The 17,093-nt window shown below is 72.8% G+C and carries 16 protein-coding genes and 2 tRNA genes; 9 read left to right on the forward strand and 9 right to left on the reverse strand.

The features are described from left to right. Positions 1 to 90: 90 nt before the first annotated feature. Positions 91 to 375 carry a YtxH domain-containing protein gene (locus IEZ06_RS00420; RefSeq protein ID WP_189234636.1) on the reverse strand — a complete coding sequence of 95 codons (285 nt, stop codon included), beginning with the start codon at positions 373 to 375 and terminating at the stop codon, positions 91 to 93. Between the two features lie 165 nt (positions 376 to 540). On the opposite strand from IEZ06_RS00420, the gene IEZ06_RS00425 reads away from it, so the two are divergent. The 3 genes from IEZ06_RS00425 (at position 541) to IEZ06_RS00435 (ending at position 3,084) form a co-directional block, all read left to right on the forward strand. After that, a tRNA-Asn gene (locus IEZ06_RS00425) sits at positions 541 to 616 on the forward strand. 456 nt (positions 617 to 1,072) lie between these two features. Then, positions 1,073 to 2,194 carry a nitric oxide synthase oxygenase gene (locus tag IEZ06_RS00430; RefSeq protein ID WP_203871986.1) on the forward strand — a complete coding sequence of 374 codons (1,122 nt, stop codon included), beginning with the start codon at positions 1,073 to 1,075 and terminating at the stop codon, positions 2,192 to 2,194. Between the two features lie 116 nt (positions 2,195 to 2,310). Next, complete coding sequence (locus tag IEZ06_RS00435) at positions 2,311 to 3,084, forward strand: enoyl-CoA hydratase-related protein (protein WP_189234638.1); 774 nt, start codon at positions 2,311 to 2,313, stop codon at positions 3,082 to 3,084. Positions 3,085 to 3,224: 140 nt separating this feature from the next. Here IEZ06_RS00435 and IEZ06_RS00440 read toward each other — a convergent pair whose 3' ends face one another. Beyond that, on the reverse strand, positions 3,225 to 5,105 hold the full coding sequence (locus IEZ06_RS00440) for an ABC transporter ATP-binding protein (RefSeq protein ID WP_189234639.1): 1,881 nt from the start codon (positions 5,103 to 5,105) through the stop codon (positions 3,225 to 3,227). Positions 5,106 to 5,459: 354 nt separating this feature from the next. Further along, a complete protein-coding gene (locus IEZ06_RS00445) occupies positions 5,460 to 6,737 on the reverse strand; it encodes an MFS transporter (RefSeq protein ID WP_189234640.1) in 1,278 nt (425 codons plus the stop codon). Positions 6,738 to 6,808: 71 nt separating this feature from the next. Here IEZ06_RS00445 and IEZ06_RS00450 point away from each other — a divergent pair, with 71 nt between their 5' ends. Continuing rightward, positions 6,809 to 7,342, forward strand: a complete 534-nt coding sequence (locus IEZ06_RS00450; protein ID WP_189234641.1) for a MarR family winged helix-turn-helix transcriptional regulator — start codon at positions 6,809 to 6,811, stop codon at positions 7,340 to 7,342. Between the two features lie 53 nt (positions 7,343 to 7,395). Here the strand turns inward: IEZ06_RS00450 and IEZ06_RS00455 are convergent, their stop codons facing one another. Together IEZ06_RS00455 and IEZ06_RS00460 are read right to left on the reverse strand one after the other, a co-directional pair. Then, complete coding sequence (locus tag IEZ06_RS00455; protein ID WP_189234642.1) at positions 7,396 to 7,896, reverse strand: ribonuclease FAU-1 family protein; 501 nt, start codon at positions 7,894 to 7,896, stop codon at positions 7,396 to 7,398. A 101-nt stretch (positions 7,897 to 7,997) separates the two neighbouring features. Further along, positions 7,998 to 9,332: a 2-isopropylmalate synthase gene (locus IEZ06_RS00460; RefSeq protein WP_307811700.1), complete on the reverse strand. Its 1,335-nt coding sequence runs from the start codon at positions 9,330 to 9,332 to the stop codon at positions 7,998 to 8,000. 179 nt (positions 9,333 to 9,511) lie between these two features. Between IEZ06_RS00460 and IEZ06_RS37060 the strand changes: the two genes are divergently transcribed. Then, positions 9,512 to 10,246 (forward strand): FadR/GntR family transcriptional regulator, encoded by a 735-nt coding sequence (locus tag IEZ06_RS37060; RefSeq protein ID WP_189234643.1) that lies wholly within the window; start codon positions 9,512 to 9,514, stop codon positions 10,244 to 10,246. Between the two features lie 156 nt (positions 10,247 to 10,402). Here IEZ06_RS37060 and galK read toward each other — a convergent pair whose 3' ends face one another. Continuing rightward, positions 10,403 to 11,524: a galactokinase gene (gene galK, locus IEZ06_RS00470; protein WP_189234644.1), complete on the reverse strand. Its 1,122-nt coding sequence runs from the start codon at positions 11,522 to 11,524 to the stop codon at positions 10,403 to 10,405. Between the two features lie 150 nt (positions 11,525 to 11,674). Here galK and IEZ06_RS00475 point away from each other — a divergent pair. Next, a tRNA-Ile gene (locus IEZ06_RS00475) sits at positions 11,675 to 11,748 on the forward strand. Positions 11,749 to 12,050: 302 nt separating this feature from the next. Here IEZ06_RS00475 and IEZ06_RS00480 read toward each other — a convergent pair. Continuing rightward, the gene (locus IEZ06_RS00480) at positions 12,051 to 12,443 is read right to left on the reverse strand and encodes a type II toxin-antitoxin system VapC family toxin (RefSeq protein WP_189234645.1); all 393 of its coding nucleotides are present in this window, start codon (positions 12,441 to 12,443) and stop codon (positions 12,051 to 12,053) included. After that, positions 12,440 to 12,700, reverse strand: a complete 261-nt coding sequence (locus tag IEZ06_RS00485) for a type II toxin-antitoxin system VapB family antitoxin (RefSeq protein ID WP_189234646.1) — start codon at positions 12,698 to 12,700, stop codon at positions 12,440 to 12,442. Before IEZ06_RS00485 ends, IEZ06_RS00480 begins: the two co-directional genes overlap by 4 nt. A gap of 262 nt (positions 12,701 to 12,962) precedes the next feature. Here IEZ06_RS00485 and IEZ06_RS00490 point away from each other — a divergent pair, with 262 nt between their 5' ends. Both IEZ06_RS00490 and IEZ06_RS00495 read left to right on the forward strand, forming a co-directional pair. Further along, entirely contained in the window at positions 12,963 to 13,532 is a 570-nt protein-coding gene (locus tag IEZ06_RS00490) for a plasmid pRiA4b ORF-3 family protein (protein WP_189234647.1), read from the forward strand. A gap of 261 nt (positions 13,533 to 13,793) precedes the next feature. Then, the gene (locus IEZ06_RS00495) at positions 13,794 to 15,560 is read left to right on the forward strand and encodes an alpha/beta fold hydrolase (RefSeq protein ID WP_189234648.1); all 1,767 of its coding nucleotides are present in this window, start codon (positions 13,794 to 13,796) and stop codon (positions 15,558 to 15,560) included. Between the two features lie 175 nt (positions 15,561 to 15,735). On the opposite strand, the gene IEZ06_RS00500 is transcribed toward IEZ06_RS00495, so the two are convergent. Next, entirely contained in the window at positions 15,736 to 16,170 is a 435-nt protein-coding gene (locus IEZ06_RS00500) for a DUF6463 family protein (RefSeq protein WP_189234649.1), read from the reverse strand. 302 nt (positions 16,171 to 16,472) lie between these two features. On the opposite strand from IEZ06_RS00500, the gene IEZ06_RS00505 reads away from it, so the two are divergent. Beyond that, positions 16,473 to 17,078: a TetR/AcrR family transcriptional regulator gene (locus IEZ06_RS00505; RefSeq protein WP_189234650.1), complete on the forward strand. Its 606-nt coding sequence runs from the start codon at positions 16,473 to 16,475 to the stop codon at positions 17,076 to 17,078. Positions 17,079 to 17,093: the final 15 nt, after the last annotated feature.

Consider the following 17,093-nt stretch of genomic DNA (forward strand, 5'->3'; position numbering starts at 1 on the left):
GGACGTCTTCGGGATCTGACCGGGTCCGGCGCTCTCCGGGGGCGACCGCGCCGGCCGCGCGCCGTCCACGGGGCGCGGCCGGCGGTGCGGTCAGTAGGGCGAGCCGGTCCTGGCCTCCTCCGGCCAGCCGGTCCCGCTCCCGTCGTGCGCCTCGTCCCCACCGGAGTGGGGCAGCCGGCCGGCCACCTGCTCCTTGGCCATGGTGGTCACCTTGGAGACCTGGGCGCCGACCAGGCCGGCGGCCTCCTGCACGGACGGGTTGTCGGTCACCCGCTGGGCCATCCGCTTGATCTGCTCGTAACGCTCCCGGCCGGCCCGGCTACCAAGGACGTAGCCCACCGCCAGACCCGCGCAGAACATCATCCGATAACGCATCTCCACCTCCACAGGCGTGCTCAGCCGGACCCTACCCACGGATCGCGATTCCTCCCGCACCTACCCCGAGCCGTCGATGCGACACGCACTCCCGGAGTGCGCTAATCTATTCATGCGCCGCAGGGAGCAGGGGGAAAACCCCGGCTCACAAGGCGCAGAGCGCGATCCCGTGTAGCTCAATCGGCAGAGCAGCCGGCTGTTAACCGGCAGGTTATAGGTTCGAGTCCTATCGCGGGAGCCACCTCAGGAGGCCCCGGGAGCACCGCTCCCGGGGCCTCCTGCTGTTTTTCCCGCTCCCGCTGTTCCCGTTCGGGGGACAAATCACGGTGAATCACAGAAAATGATGGATGCCGCACTCTGCGTCGCCGTGAACGCGTCACCGTGACCACGCGAGTGATCAGTGGTCTGGTCACGTCGGTGGACACGGCCGCCGACCGCGTTCGGCGATCACGCCGGGGCCCGCGTCCAGCGAGGCGGGCCCCGCGACGGCGCGGGGCGCGGTCGCCGCGGACCACAGTGGTCGCAGTGGGGAAGGGCCACTGCGCGCAGGGCACAGGGCCGCCCGGAAACGGCCGCCGTGCCCGTGAGTCACACATGGGTGGTTGGTTCAGTGCTGACCTGGCGGAGGTCCCGGCGGCGTGCGCCGGAGCCGGTGCACGACGTCCGAGTTCCCCACGAGCCCGCGCCGGAGCGTGCGGTGCCGCACGCCGACACGGCGGCCGCGGAGGAGTACCTGAGGCTGTTCCACGCGGAGAACCCCGCCGCGGGGCCGGTGGAGCCGCGGCTGCGCGAGGTGCGGGCCGAGATAGCGAGAACGGGGACCTACACGCACACGCCCGGCGAGCTGGTCTTCGGGGCCAGGGTGGCCTGGCGCAACAGCGGCAGGTGCATCGGGCGTCTCTACTGGAGGTCGTTGCGCGTCCGCGACCGCAGGCACGTGAGCAGCCCGGAGGGCGTGGCGGTGGAGTGCGTCGAGCACCTGCGGGACGCGGCGCCCGGCCGCCGGATCCGCCCGACGATCACGGTCTTCGCCCCGGACCGCCCCGGCGCGCCGGGGCCGAGGATCTGGAACGAGCAGCTGATCCGGTACGCCGGGTACGAACGGGACGACGGCTCGGTCGTCGGCGACCCCCGGTACGCCGCCTTCACCACGATGCTCCGCAAGCTCGGCTGGCAGGGCGGTCCGGGCACGCCGTTCGACGTGCTCCCGCTGGCGGTCTCGGCGGGGGGAGGGCCGCCGCTGCTGTCGGAGATCCCCGGCGACGCGGTGCTGGAGGTGCCCCTGTCCCATCCGTCCTACCCGTGGTTCGAGGAGTTCGGGCTGCGCTGGCACGCCGTACCGGCGATCTCGAACATGTGCCTGGAGATCGGCGGGATCTGCTACCGGGCGGCGCCGTTCAACGGGTGGTACATGGGAACCGAGATCGGTGCGCGGAACCTGGCCGACGAGGACCGCTACGGCATGCTGCCGGCCGTCGCCCGGCGGATGGGCCTGGACACCGGCAACGACCGCTCGCTCTGGCGCGACCACGCCCTGGTGGAGCTGAACGTCGCGGTCCTGCACTCCTTCGAGCGGGCGGGGGTGACCATGACCGACCACCACACCGAGGCGCGGCGCTTCCTGATCCACCTGGAGCGGGAGGAGAAGGCGGGCCGGGCCTGCCCGGCGGACTGGAGCTGGATCGTTCCGCCGATCTCGGGCTCGGCCACCCCGGTCTTCCACCGCTACTACACCGATCTGCAGCTGTCCCCGGCGTTCGTGCACCACTCCGACTCACTGGAACGGGGGCTGGGCCGCGGCGCCGTACCGGGCTGGTGACCGGCGTCGTTCCGGGGCGGCGACCGGCGCGGATCCCGCGGGAGGGGGGCCGCCGCTGTCCCCGGAGGGGGAAACGGTGTAGAACGTTATTCGGTAGTTCGGAGGAAGGGGCGGAAATGCTGGATCTGGTGCTGTCGTCGATCGACCGGGGTGTGCTGACCCTGACCTTCAACCGGCCGGACCGGCTCAACGCCTGGACCGACGCGATGGGACGGCGCTACTTCGACCTCCTGGCCGAGGCCGAGAAGGACCCCGAGGTCCGGGTGATCGTGGTCACCGGGGCCGGGAGGGGGTTCTGCGCCGGGGCCGACTTCCAGACGCTCAGCGCCATCCAGGACGGCTCCTACGCCGAGGAGCCGGACCCGCGCCCCCACACCTTCCCGACCACCGTCGGCAAGCCCGTCATCGCCGCGGTCAACGGCGCCTGCGCGGGGCTCGGGATGGTCCACGCCCTGGCCTGCGACCTGGTCTTCACCGCCGCGGAGGCCAAGTGGACCACCGCCTTCGCCCGGCGCGGGCTGATCGCGGAGTACGGGCTGTCCTGGATCCTGCCCCGGCTGATCGGCCAGGGCAGGGCCATGGACCTGCTGCTGTCGGGCCGGACCTTCACCGGGGCCGAGGCCGCCGAGCTCGGCCTGGCGGCCCGGTCGGTGCCCGGGGAGAACCTCCTGGCGGAGGTCGCCGCGTACGCCCGCGAGCTGGCGGTGCACAGCTCGCCGGCCTCGATGTCGGTGATGAAGCGCCAGATCTGGGGCGACTGGAACACCACCCTGGAGGCGGCGGAGACCGCGGCGCGGCGGCTGATGGCCGACTCCTTCGGCCGCCCGGACTTCGCCGAGGGCGTCGCCAGCTTCCTGGAGCGCCGCGAGCCCCGCTTCCCGCCGCTGTAGCGGGGCCGCACCGCCGTACCGCACGGGTCCCCGCGGTGCCGTGCGGCGCCGCGGGTCCCGCAGCGGTACGGCATGCGGAGCCGAGCCGTGCGGCTCGGGGCGGCGGGACGGTGGGGCGGTGGGGCGGCGGGGCGGCGCGCTCAGGCGGCCCCGACCGCGGACGGCTCGTCGAACTGGGTCCGGTACAGCTCCTCGTAGCGGCCCCCGGCGGCGAGCAGTTCGGCGTGCGTGCCGCGCTCCACGATCCGCCCGTCCTCGACCACCAGGATGAGGTCGGCGGACATGATCGTGGAGAGCCGGTGCGCGATCACCAGCGCCGTCCGCCCGTCCAGCGCCTCGCCCAGCGCCGCCTGCACCGCCGCCTCCGAGGTGGCGTCCAGGTGCGCGGTGGCCTCGTCGAGGATCACCACCCGGGGGCGGGCCAGCAGCAGCCGTGCGATCGTCAGCCGCTGGCGCTCGCCGCCGGAGAGCCGGTAGCCGCGCTCGCCCACCACCGTGTCCAGCCCCTCGGGGAGCGCGGCGACGAGCTCTCCGAGCCGGGCGCGGCGCAGCGCCTCCCAGAGCTCCTCCTCGCCCGCCTCCGGCCGCGCCAGCAGCAGGTTCTCCCGGATCGACTCGTGGAACAGGTGCCCGTCCTGGGTCACCATCCCGACCGTCTCGCGGATCGAGTCGGCCGACAGCTCCCGCACGTCCACCCCCGCCAGCCGTACGGCGCCACCGTCGGCGTCGTACAGGCGCGGCAGCAGCTGCGCGATGGTCGACTTGCCCGCGCCGGACGAGCCCACCAGGGCGACGAGCTGCCCGGGCTCGGCGCGGAAGGAGATCCCGTGCAGCACCTCGGCGGCGTCGCGGCCGTCGAGGACCGCCACCTCCTCCAGGGAGGCGAGCGAGACCCTGTCCGCCGACGGGTAGCCGAAGCGCACCTCGTCGAACTCCACCGAGACGGGCCCGTCGGGTACCCGCCGGGCGTCCGGCCGGTCGGCGATCAGAGGTTCGAGGTCCAGCACCTCGAAGACCCGCTCGAAGCTCACCAGCGCGCTCATCACGTCCACCCGGGCCCCGGCCAGCGCGGTCAGCGGCGCGTACAGGCGGGTGATCAGCAGCGCGAGCGCGACGACCGAGCCCGCGTCCAGCCGCCCGCGCAGCGCGTAGAAGCCGCCGAGGCCGTAGACGAGCGCCAGCGCCAGAGCCGAGACCAGCGTCAGCGCGGTGACGAACGCCGACTGCACCATCGCCGTGCGCACCCCGATGTCGCGTACCCGCCGGGCCCGTGCGGCGAACTCGGCCGACTCCCGCGCCGGGCGGCCGAAGAGCTTGACGAGCGTCGCGCCGGGCGCGGAGAACCGCTCCACCATCTGCGTGCCCATCGCCGCGTTGTGCCCGGCCGCCTCCAGCCGGAGCCGGGCCAGCCGGGCGCCCATCCGCCGCGCGGGCAGCACGAACACCGGGAGCAGCACCAGCGCGAGCAGGGTGATCTGCCAGGAGAGCCGGACCATCACGGCCAGCGTGAGCACGAGCGTCACCAGGTTGCCCGCCACCGTGGACAGGGTGTCGGTGAAGGCCCGCTGCGCGCCGATGACGTCGTTGTTCAACCGGCTGACCAGCGCGCCGGTCCGGGTCCTGGTGAAGAAGGCGATCGGCATGCGCTGCACGTGGTCGAAGACGGCGGTGCGCAGATCGAGGATCAGGCCTTCGCCGATGCCCGCCGACAGCCACCGGGTCAGCAGCCCGAGCCCGGCCTCCGCCACCGCGATGGCGGCGATGAGCGCGGCGAGCCCGACGACGACGTCCAGCGGCTCGCCCGCGACGATCGCGCCGACGGCGTCGCCCGCGAGCACCGGCGTGGCCACCGTCAGGACGGCCGTCACCACGCTGAGCAGCAGGAAGACGGCCAGGCGGCGCCGGTGCGGCCGGGCGAAGGCGCCGATCCGGCGCAGCGTGGCCACCGAGAACGGGCGCCGCTCCTCCTGGGCGTTCATCGTCCGGTACAGCGCGTTCCAGGCGGTCATCTCCATGCTCATCGGGGGCCACCGCCGCTCGTGCTCGTGCCCGTTCTCATACTCGCGGGTGCGGGTGCGGGTGCGGGTGCGGGTGCGGGTGCGGGTGCGGGTATGGGTGCGGGTGCGGGTGCGGTCGCCGGGACAGCCGCGGGGCCGATGGGCCCGGAACCGGATTCGTGACGCGGGATCGCGCCGTGTTCCCTCATGACAGTCCCTCGTCTGTAGAAGCCGTGGGCTCTCCTGGAGCCATGAGTCGACCCTAAAACCTCAACTAAGGTTGATATCAAGTTCGCGGAGTGAGCGCTCTCCATCGGCCCGGTCCGATGGAGAGCGCCTCCATCGGACCGGGCCGGGCCGCCGCACCGCCGCGGGCTTCTACGCCGCCGCGGGGCCTTCCGCCGCGGGGACCTGCGTCGTCACGTCCTGCGTCGGTCGGGTGTCCTGTGTCGTGCGGCCGTTCTGCGTCGTGCGGCCGAGGTTCCGGACGTCGGGCAGGAGCAGCACGCCCAGGCAGGAGACCGCGATCAGGGCCGCGGCGCCGTACAGGGTGGGGGCCGTGCCCACCGCGGCGGCCAGCGGCCCGGCCAGGGCCATGCCGAGCGGGGTCAGCCCCAGGGAGAGCAGCCAGTCGTAGGCGGACACCCGGGAGAGCGCCTCGGCCGGGATGTGCTCCTGCACGGCCGTCTCCCACAGGGGCGCCATGAACGCCAGCCCGCCGACCATCAGCCCGTAGGCCGCCGCGACGACCGGCGCGGGCGCTCCGGCGGCGAGCAGCGCGAACGGCGGCGCAGCGAGCGCGAGGGCCAGGTTGGCGGCCACCAGCGGTCTGCGCGGCCTGATCCGGAGCGCCAGCAGGGCGCCGCAGAGCGCGCCGACCGTGCCGCCCTGCGCGATCATCCCCCAGGCCAGCTCGCCGCCCAGGCGGGTGACGGCGATCGCCGGGCCGATGGTGATCAGTGCGCAGCGGCCGAGGTTCCACAGGGAGTGGCCGGCCAGGTTCGTCCAGTACCAGCGGTGCCGGCGCAGTTCCGCCCAGCCGTCGGCGAGCTGCCTGCCGAAGCGCTCCCGGGGTGCGGGCGGGAGCGGAGCGGGCCGCAGGCGGGCCAGCAGGACCGCGCTGACCGCGAACGTCGCGGCGTCCAGGAGGAGCGCCCAGCCCGGTCCCGCGGTCAGCGCCAGCGCGGTCGCGATCCCGGGACCGAGCAGCATGGAACCGCGGGCGGCGATCGACATCAGCGCGTTGGCGCGGGGCAGGTGCTCGGGGGCGACGGTCGCGGGCACCAGGCCGGTGGTGGCGGGCAGGAAGAAGGCGGAGGCCGCCCCGGAGACGGCGGCCAGTGCCGCGAGGTGGGCGATGTCGACGGTGCCGGTGATCAGCTCGGCGCCCATGAGGGCGTGGGTCAGCGCGCGGACGAGGTCCGCGGCCAGCATCACCCGCTGGCGGGGGAGGCGATCGGCCCAGACGCCGCCGGGCAGCATCAGCGCCACCGCGGCCACCGACTGGGCGGCGAGCACCAGACCGAGGTCGGTGGCGGAGCCGGTCGCGGTGACGATCGCCAGGGCGAGGGCCACGGGGGTGACCGCGTCGCCGAGGTGGGACAGGGCCTGCCCGGTCCAGAGCAGGCGGAAGCGGGGGTCGCGGAGGGGAGTCACGGTGAGAACATTACTACGAAATCAAAATATATCTATCCGTATTAATCGGCTCGGTCACTAGGCTGGGGCGTATGGCGGAACCCGACTCCATCGATCGGCACATCGCGCACTGGTCGCGGGAGCTGCCCGACCTCGACCCCCGGACCGAGGGGATCATCACGCGCCTGCAGATGCTCGTGCGGCGGATGAAGCGGGACAAGGAGTCAGGTCTGCTCGGGACGGGGCTCAAGTACTGGGAGTTCGAGGTGCTCCACCGGCTGGTCGCGGCGGGCGCTCCGTACCGGGTGGCGCCGACGGCGCTGGCCGAGTGGCTGGACACCCACCCCGCCACGATGACCAGCCGCCTCGACCGGCTGGAGCAGGCGGGCTACATCGCCCGGGAGCACGATCCGGGCGACCGGCGCCGCCTGCTCGTCACCCTCACCGGTCTCGGGCGGGAGCGATGGGAGGCGGTGATGGGCCGGAGGGGCGAGAAGGAGGACCGGATGCTGGCCGTACTCGACGACGGCGAGCAGGAGGCGCTGGCGGTCCTGCTCAGGAAACTGGTGGCCGGGATCGAGGCGGACGGCCCGCCGCTCATGCCCGACTGGCCGGCCGCACGCTGAACCGGTGGACACGTCCGTGTGGGGTGGGACGGTGACCAGGCGTGCGGCAGGGATCAGACGACGTGGGACAGCCAGTGGGGCGGGGCCGCGAAGGGGGCGGTGAAGGCGGCGACGGCCTCCATCAGGTGGTCGGCCGCGGCGCGGGCGCCGGCGATGACGTCCGGGGGATAGGCGTAGCGGACCTGGTGCTCGGCGAACTCGTCCTCGTCGTCGAGGAAGATCCGGCCGTCGCGCTTGCGGATCACGTCGAGGTCCAGGTCGACCATGGTGACCTCGCCGTCGCGCCACTCGGGCACCGTGGTGATGTCGCAGTAGATCTCGGTGCTGTCCGGCTCGGCGTTGAACAGGGCGGTCCACCAGGCGTCGCGGGGGAAGAGGAGCACGAACGGGTGCTTCCACGTGATCGGGGGCTCGGATCCCTTGCGGCCGAGGGTGCCCGCGACGCAGCCGGTCCAGACCCCGTGCTCGTCCTCCCCAAGGAGCAGGGCGGTGTGATGCCAGTGCAGGGAACCGTCGTATTTCCGGTATGTGACATTCACGGTTTCGAAGGACATGTCCCGACCCTAGCCCTCCGGGCGCTCCAAGATCCGGCGGATCACGCCTCGCCCGGAGAGGCGCGACCCGTCCCGGACGCCGCTCGCCGCCGCCGTGTGCGTCAGTCCCCGTAGGTGGTGGCGTAGAGCTTCCGCAGGTCCTCCGGCGTCAGCTCCCGGCCGCTGTCGTCGGCGGCGGCCTGGACGACGCGGGCGAAGCCGGCCCGCCGCTCCTCCGGCAGCTCCAGCCCGTAGTGCTCGCGGAGCAGGTAGGCGACGCCGCCCCGGCCCGACTGGCTGTTGACCCGGATCACCGCCTCGTAGCTGCGCCCCACGTCGGAGGGGTCGATCGGCAGGTACGGCACGGACCAGTGGGCGTCCCGGCCGGCGCGGGCCAGGCCCTTGCCGATGGCGTCCTGATGGGTGCCGGAGAAGGCGGTGTAGACGAGGTCGCCGCCGTACGGGTGACGGGGGTGGACCGGGATCCGGATGCAGTCCTCCACGGTGCGGCGGACGCGGTCGATGTCGGAGAAGTCCAGCATCGGGTCCACGCCCTGGGAGTACAGGTTGAGGGCGAGGGTGACCAGGTCGACGTTGCCGGTGCGCTCGCCGTTGCCGAACAGGCACCCCTCCACCCGCTGCGCGCCCGCGAGCATGGCCAGCTCGGCGCAGGCCGCCCCGGTGCCCCGGTCGTTGTGCGGGTGGACCGAGAGCACGACCGACTCCCGGCGCTCCAGGTTGCGGTGCATGTACTCGATCTGGTCGGCGTAGACGTTCGGGGAGGCGATCTCCATGGTGGCCGGCAGGTTGTGGACGACCGGCCGGTCGGGGGAGGCGTCCCAGAGCTCGGTGAGGCCGTTGCAGACCTCCAGCACGAAGTCCGGTTCGGTCAGGTTGAACACCTCCGGCGAGAACTCGAACCGGACGCCCTCGCCCGCCAGCCGGGCCATGCGCGCCGCGGCGTCCCTGATCATGGCGTGCACCTCGGCCCGCCCGCGGCCGAGCACCACCTCGCGCCAGACGGGGGCGGTCGGGGTGTAGAGGTGGACGATGGCCCTGGGCAGTCCTTCGACGGCGGTGAACGTCTGCTCGATCAGGTCCGCGCGGGCGGCCGTGAGGACCGAGACCGTCACGTCCTCGGGCACGGCTCCGGTGCGCACCAGGTGCCGGACGAAGCCGAAGTCGGTCCGGCTGGCCGCGGGGAAGCCGACCACGATCTCCTTGAACCCCATCCCGACCAGCAGGTCGAACATGCGGCGCTTGCGGGGGGTGTCCATCGGCTCGGCCAGCGCCTGGTTGCCGTCGCGCAGGTCCTCGGAGACCCAGAGCGGGGCCTGGGTGATCCTGCGGGCGGGCCAGGTGCGGTCGGTCAGGGCGATCTCGACCCGCTCGTGGGCGGGCAGATACTTCTGGTACGGCATGCCGCTGGGGCGCTGCGGGTTCAGTCGCGGGTTCATCTCGGCCGTCCTCCGGTCGCTCGGTTCTCGGTCGTTCGGGAGCCGACCGGCGGCACGGCACCCCGCGGCGGGGCGCCGGTCGGATCAGACCCCGCCGCGGCGGCCGAGAAGGAGACAGCGCAGCGACATGCCGATATGCTAAGCACACCTCAGCTCCTCAGACAACCTGAGAGGTAGAAATGTCCCTCGGCGCCCTCCGCCCCAGTTCCCTGGTCGACCAGGCCACCCGCCGCCTGCGCGACCAGATCACCTCGGGGGAGTGGCCGGTCGGCACCCGGCTGCCCGGCGAGACCACCCTGGCGAAGGACCTCGGGGTGGGCCGCTCCACCGTGCGCGAGGCCGTCCGCGCCCTGGCCGGAGCCGGGCTGGTGCGGGCGCGGCAGGGCGCCGGGGTCTTCGTCGTCGCCACCGAACCCGCCGAGGACTGGCCCGCCCGGCTCCGCCGCGCCGCCGTCGTCCACGTCTACGAGGTGCGCACGCTCGTCGAGGTGCAGGCCGCCCGGCTGGCCGCCGAGCGGAGGACCGACGCCGACGTCGCGGCCCTCCACGAGGCGCTGGCCGCCCGGCGCGCCGCCGCCGCGGGCGACGACGCCGCCTTCGTGGACGCCGACATCGCCCTGCACGCCGCGGTGGTGGCGGCCGCGCACAACCCCGTGCTCACCGACCTGTTCGCCGAGTTCGTCCCCGCGCTCCGGCGGGGGCTGATCGATCTGGTGGACCTCCTCGGCCTCCGGCACGGGGACGGCAACCCCGGCGACGACACGCATGCCGCCCTGGTCGGGGCCGTCGCACGGGGCGACGCCGAGGCGGCCTGCCGTACGCTCCAGGGCGAGCTGGACCACACGCTGGCGCTGCTGCGCGAGGCGGCACGGACCACCGGGACCAGCGGGACCAGCGGGACCAGCGGGCCGTAGGCGCCGGGGCGGCTTTCGGGGTCCCGGGCGTGCGGCCGGTGGGTTCCCGGCCAGGTCACGCGGCGGGCCTCCGGGGCGTGCGGCGGGCGGGTCCCCGGTCAGGACGGGCCGGGCGGCGGGCCTCCGGCCGGGCGAGGTCGGACGGCGGGCTTCGGGTCAGGTCAGGCGGCGGGCGCCGGCGGCCGGGGTCGCGGGGTAGACCTCCGGCGGGGCCCAGCCGCGCTCGGCGTAGGCCAGCAGCACCGAGTCCCGTACCGCCTCCACCCGGTCGTCGGCGACCAGCGCGATCGCCGACCCGCCGAACCCGCCGCCGGTCATCCGCGCCCCCCGGGCCCTGCCGCGGACCGCGGCCTCCACGGCCACGTCCAGTTCCGGGCACGAGACCTCGAACTGGTCGCGCAGCGACAGGTGCGAGGCGTTCAGCAGCGCCCCGATCTCGCCCACGGCTCCGGCGCGCAGCAGCCCGACGACCGCCTCCACCCGGTGGTTCTCGGTCACCACGTGCTGCACGCGCCTGCGCTCGTCCCCGGACAGCAGCGCCAGCGCCCCGGCCAGGTCGGTGACGTCGCGCAGCGCGTCCACGCCCAGCCGGGCGGCGGCGCTCTCGCAGTCCTGCCGCCTCCGGGCGTACTGGCCGTCGGCGAGCTCGTGGTGGACCCCGGTGTTGATGATCAGCAGCCGGAGGCCGTGTGCGGCGAGGTCGAACGGGATGGTCCGGGTGCCCAGCGTCCGGCAGTCCAGGAAGAGGGCCTTGCCCTCCTCGCCGAGGGCCGACGCCGCCTGGTCCATGATCCCGCAGGGCATGCCGACGAAGTCGTTCTCGGCCTTCTGCGCGGCCAGCGCGACCTCCATCCGGGACAGGCCGAGGCCGTACAGCTCGTCGAGGGCGAGGCCGACCGCCACCTCCAGTGCGGCGCTCGACGACAGCCCCGCGCCCCGGGGCACGTCCCCGTCGATCACGATGTCCGCGCCCCGCACCGGGTGCCCGGCCTCCCGCAGGGTCCAGACCACTCCGACGACGTATCGGGTCCAGCCCTCGGCCTGCTGCAGGTCCTCGACGGTGACCGCGGGCCCGGCCGCCTGGAGGGAGCGGAGGCGGACGAGGCCGTCCCGGCGGGGCGAGACCGCGGCGGTGACCCCCCACGGCACGGCGAACGGCAGCACGAACCCGCCGTTGTAGTCGGTGTGCTCGCCGATCAGGTTGACCCGTCCCGGCGCGTGCCACACCCCGTGCGGCTCGGCACCGAAGGACTCCTGGAAAGCCTCAACAACCCTCATGATCGAACACTCCTCAACACGGCCTCACCGTACCCTAGCGACCCTCACCGGTGCTCCCACCGGATCAAGGTCACATCTTGGACCCGTCCGCCCGGTGGATGTGCGAACGGGGCGGACCTTTGGTTGAATGCGTCGGTACGGCTTGCGCGAGGGGCGGTAGCTCAGCCGGTTAGAGCAGGGGACTCATAATCCCTGGGTCGCGGGTTCGAGTCCCGCCCGCCCTACCCCTCACGAACTGCGGCGATGCCGTTTATTTGAGCGAGGCCGCGCCGTGCAGCCGGATCGGCGGTAGCGGAAGCCTCCAGGGCCGTCAGGACGGCGCGCTCGGGTAACGGCATGCGCGCGGGCGAGCCGCTCGACTTCATCGGCCGTCAGGCTGCGTACGGCCGCCCAGGTCATCGAGAAGCCTGTCGAGCAAGAGCCGGAGGTGCGGTGTGCCGAGAGTCTCCAGGATGCGGGGCACGTTCACGGAAGCATCGGAGTGGTTCGGCCTGTCACATGCTCGTCTGCGGGAACGGCGATGACGTCATAGCGCGGGGGTCGCATCGGTGTGGGTGAAGTCGTCACCTTTGAATAGCAGCGGTTCGTGTCTGTCCCGCGCCAGCGCGTAGGAGAAGCAGTCGCCGAAGTTCAGCCCTGCCTTGTGCCCGCTGCCCTTGCCGTAGTCCCCGTAGGCGCGGCGGGCGATCTGTGCCTGCTCCGGTGTGACGGGCAGGATCTCGATCCGCATTCGGGCCAGAAAGTCGTCCAGGAGCCGGGAGGCGGCTGGATCGCGGGTTCGTTCCACTACGGCGGCCAGCTCCACGTAGGTCGCAGCCGACATTCGGCGTGTCGGAGCATCCTGGATGGCCCGGGCGAAGTCGATGGCGTCCGGCTCGCCGTTCAGGATCGCGACGATCGCGCTGGTGTCGATGATCATGCGGGGAGCCCGGTCTCCGGGTCGTAGAGGGAGTCGGTGGACGGATCCGCCGGACCGATCCGGGAGCGGATCTTCGCGGCGAGGGCGAGGAGGTCGTCGGCCATCGCGGCATCCTGGGTCGCCTGGCGGTGGGCGAGCAGCCGCTCGCGCCGCTCCTTGAGGGCGGAGATGACCGCCGCGGTCTTGCTCTCCCCGGTGAGCGCGCTGACTTCGGCCGCCAGGCGATAGGCCTCGGGGTTCTTGATGTTCAAGCTCACGGCCGCTCCTTTCTACCTTTACTACCCTGTGATTCTACCCTTTCTAGCAATCGGTGTTCTCGTTTCGCAGGCCGCCCCAGCCACCATCCAACCGAGTCGGACATCTTCGAGACGTACGGCTCCCGCGGCGCGGACACCGAAGCCCTGACGCGACCCCGTCCTCGGCTGATCCGCCGTGGTGTTGGATACCGGTACCGAGGAAGGGCTCGGAGCCCTCCGCCTCTCACCGTGACCCCGCCCGGCATCCGGAGGACAACCCGCGATGAGCGCCGCTCAGATCCACCAGCTCAAGATCCAGCTGAAGGGGAGCAAGCCGCCGATCTGGCGGCGGATCCAGGTGCCCGGCACGGTCACCCTGGCCGGCCTGCATCCGATGCTGCTGGCCGTGATGGGCTGGTACGGCGGGCACATGTACGCCTTCCGGGTGGGGGGTGAGCAGTACGGCGACCCCGACCCCGAGCTCGGTATGAAGGACGCCGGGCGGCTCACCCTGGCGGGAGCCGTGCGCAGGGCGGGCGCGGACCTGTTCTACGACTACGACTTCGGTGACGGCTGGGAGCACCGGCTCACCGTGGAGAAGGTCCTCCCGGCCGAGAAGGACGTGGCCTACCCGCGCTGCCTGGCCGGACGCCGCGCCTGCCCGCCGGAGGACTGCGGTGGGATCTACGGCTTCCACGCGTTCCTGGAAGCGCTCGCCGACCCCGGCCATCCGGAGCACGACTGGGCGGTGGAACGGGCGCCGCTCGACTACGACCCCGCCGGATTCGACCTGGAGTGGACCAACGCCAGACTGGCCGATCCCGCGGCGCACCTCCTGCTGGACCTCTGGTAGGCGGCGAGTCAGGGTCGGCGCGTACGTTTTCGGTTGAATGGCGGACGACGGCGCGTGATGCGGTACCCGATGGGCACGGACGTGCGTCCGTGCCCACGTATGGGCCGTCACGGGAGGCGGCCGAGGAGGCGGAACCGGAACCGCCGGATCACCGGGCCGTTCCAATGGCGGATCACCGGGCTGCTCCGAAGACATCGAAAGCCAGTGGAAGATATTGGTTTGCCCTGGTTTTACCTCTGCGCGCCAGGGCAGGCGCCACGGATGTTACGGATCACTGCCACGGCCGTAGCTCTGCTCACCGGGCTGCTTGCCGTACCTACCGCCTCGCCGGCCTCGCCGGCCTCGTCGGCCCCGCCCGCCTCGACGGTCACTCCCACGGGCCCGCCCGCCCATCCGTGCGCCGCGGCCACGCAGCGGTGCGAGGGCCGGATCCGGGTCCCGCTCGACTGGGGCGACCCCGCATCGGAACGGATCGAGGTGGCGTTCGCCTGGGTCCCCAGGAAGGGCGCCACGTCCACCGTCCTCGCCAACCCCGGAGGACCGCTGCCGGCGCTGCCGCTGCTCCCCGTGCTGGAACGGACGGTCGACCGGCAGAACCTCCTGGTCGTCGAACCGCGCGGACTGGGCGCGTCCAGCCCGCTCGACTGCCCCGGACTGGATCTGAACCGCCCGGAGAGCATCGCCGCGTGCGCCGCGCACCTGGGCCCGCGGAGCCGGTTCTTCACCACCGACCAGGCCGTCGCCGACATGGACGCGGTCAGAAAGGCCCTGGGCCTGCCGAAAGTGACGTTCTACGGCATCTCCTACGGAACCCTGTTCGCCCAGGCCTACGCCGCCCGCTTCCCGGACAGCACCGCCGGGGTGTTCCTCGACAGCCTCGTCCCGGTCGGGAGGAACGGCTACGCGATCGAGCCCATCCGGGCCAGGACCGACCTGCTGGAGCTGACCTGCCGATCGTCCCGGGACTGCGCGGCGACCTGGTCGGCGCTCGTCCGGCGGCTGCGTGACCGGCAGGACCCGGCGATCTCCATGCTGACGCTGCAGAGCCTGCTGCCCCGCCTCCACGAGCCGGTGTTCGGCCGTGAACTCAACGCGGCCGCCACGGCCTACCTGCGAGGCGACCCGCTGCCGCTGCGCCGCCTGGCCAAGGCCGCCGCCGCTGCCCCGGTCCCGCCGCTGCGCGGACCCGGCTTCGCCGGAATGCTCTCCTACAAGTGCGGCGACGCGGCGTTCCCGTTCGGCCGGAAGACCACGACCGCCGAGCGTGAGCGCCGGCTGAACCGCTTCTACGACAAGAAGCGGCCGATGAGGCCGTTCACCGTCGCCGAGCTGGGCGGGACGACCGGGTGGGCCGACTGGTGCCTCCACTGGCCCACGCCCCGCGACAACCCGCCGGTCCCGCGCCGCGCCGGCCACCCCGACGTGCCGACCGCCACCGTCGCCGGGGACTACGACACCCACACCCCCGCCGAGGTCGCCCGGTACTTCCCGCACGGCGAGCTGCTCCGCGTCATCGGCGGCGGGCATAGCACGACGCTCGGCGTGGACTGCGCCCGCCAGGCGCTGCGATCGTTCCTCGCCCGGGCCGGCGGACTCCCCCGCTCCTGCGACGTGTCGAGCCACCGCGCGCTCGTGGCCTTCCCCCGGACGGCGGGAGACCTGCCGGACGCCGGTGGCCTCGACCGGCGCGTCGTCGCCGGATTCGCCGCCGCCTCCGACGCACTGGTCCGGCGTGACCCGGGCTCGGCCTCCTACCGTCGGTTGACGGAGGAGCCCGGTCTGCGCGGCGGACGACTGGTCTTCGACGACAAGGCGGCGACCATCCGCCTCGAGGACGTGCGTTTCGTGAGCGATCTGGCGGTGAGCGGCCAGGTCGTCCTGAACCCGGATCGTACGGCCACCGCCCGGCTGACCGTCGGCGGCGCCGAGGTCGTCCTGTCCTGGCCCGCGTTCCGTCCGCTGGACCCCGTCCCCGTCTCCGGCAGCTTCGACGGACGGCCCTTCACCGCACGGATCCCCGTCCGGTGAGCCGGTCCTGACCCCCGTCCGGTGAGCCGGTCCTGACGCGATCCGAGGCCGGCCGGCTCACCCGGGACGGGGAGCGGCGACGCCGGTGCCGGTGGTGGCCTTTCCCGCGGGTGACGCCTTGCCCGGCAATGGCGGGATCATCGTGACGTGTCCCGGCCGGTGATGATCCACCACATCATCCCGACGGCTCTCCCTTCCGTCCCTTCCATGCCGCCAGGATGATGAGCGCCCCGGAGACGGTCCCGGCGAAGAACGGGGACGGCACGAGGAGGACGCCGCCCACCAGGCACCACGCCGCGAGGCCCCAGCCGATTCCGGCGGGCACGGCCACCCCGCGCCCGGCGAGATGCCAGATCAGGCAGCCCAGGAGGATCAGGGGCACGGCGAAGCTTCCCGGGCCGCCCCAGAAGACGGCCTGGTTCTGCAGGTATTCCACCGTCCGGACGGCGTCCCCGGGTGGGAATGCGAGCGGGACCGCCGCCCACATCCCCCGGTCCACCCAGCCGGTGACGTCCTCCCGGAAGGCGAACGTCAGCAGGGACAGGTGTCCCGCCCCCAGCACGAGCATGATCCCGCTCGCCCAGCGGAGCAGTCGTTTTCCGGAGTCCATGTGAGGTCCCTTCCTCGTGGTCGGCTTGTGCGGGGTGACAGCCGCGTCGGGCTCGCCGGGCTCGTTCCCATCGCCGATCCGGCGCCCGGCCGATGGGCCTGATCGGGCCGGCATCCGGCGCGACGGGATGGATCCGCTCCTCGCCGATCACGCCGACGCGGTCTCCGCCGCCCATCACGTAGCCCGCCCATCACATAGCCCGCCCATCGCACGGAGAGCCTCCCCGATTTCTGTGTTGGCTAGCATAGGCTATATCGATCGACATTCGATTTGCCATCCGGCATACCTGGTTAGATGGCCGCATGGCCGCCACGCGACGTATCGAGAGGACTCAGGAGAGCCGCCGGCTGCTGGTGACGGCCGCTGCCGAGCTCTTCGCGGAGAAGGGGTACCGGCAGACGAGCTTCATCGACATCGCGGAGAGGGCCGGCATCAGCCGCGGCTCCATCCCCTGGCACTTCGGCAACAAGCTGGGCCTGCTGGAAGCGGTGGTCGACGACCGGCTCCAGGCCGTACTGACCGCCCTCCCCCCGATCCCGGGGGAGCTGATCCCGGGGGAGCTGATCCCGGGAGAGCTCCCCGGCGACCCGCTGGACCAGGTCATGGACTTCATCCGCCTGCCCGCCACGCGCTTGTTCATCACCCTGCTCGCCGAGGCCGTGGAGGCCGGCTCGCCGATCCGCGAGCACTACGCGCGGCTGCACGCCGCGCTCCGGCAAGCGGTGCGGGCCCGGATACCGGCGGAGGCGCTCCCGCCGGGAACCACCTCAGAAGCGCTCACGGTCCTGCTGGTGGGGGCCGTCATCGGAGTTCACGCCCAGTGGCGGGTCGCTCCCGAGGCGGTCGACCTCGAGGCCGTCCGCGCCACGGTCCGAGCCCTGTTGCCGACCGGCCTCAGGCTCGCCTGACACCGGGCGCCCCGC

Origin of the sequence: Planomonospora antibiotica (assembly GCF_014647955.1) — a bacterium.
Lineage (GTDB): Bacteria > Actinomycetota > Actinomycetes > Streptosporangiales > Streptosporangiaceae > Planomonospora > Planomonospora parontospora.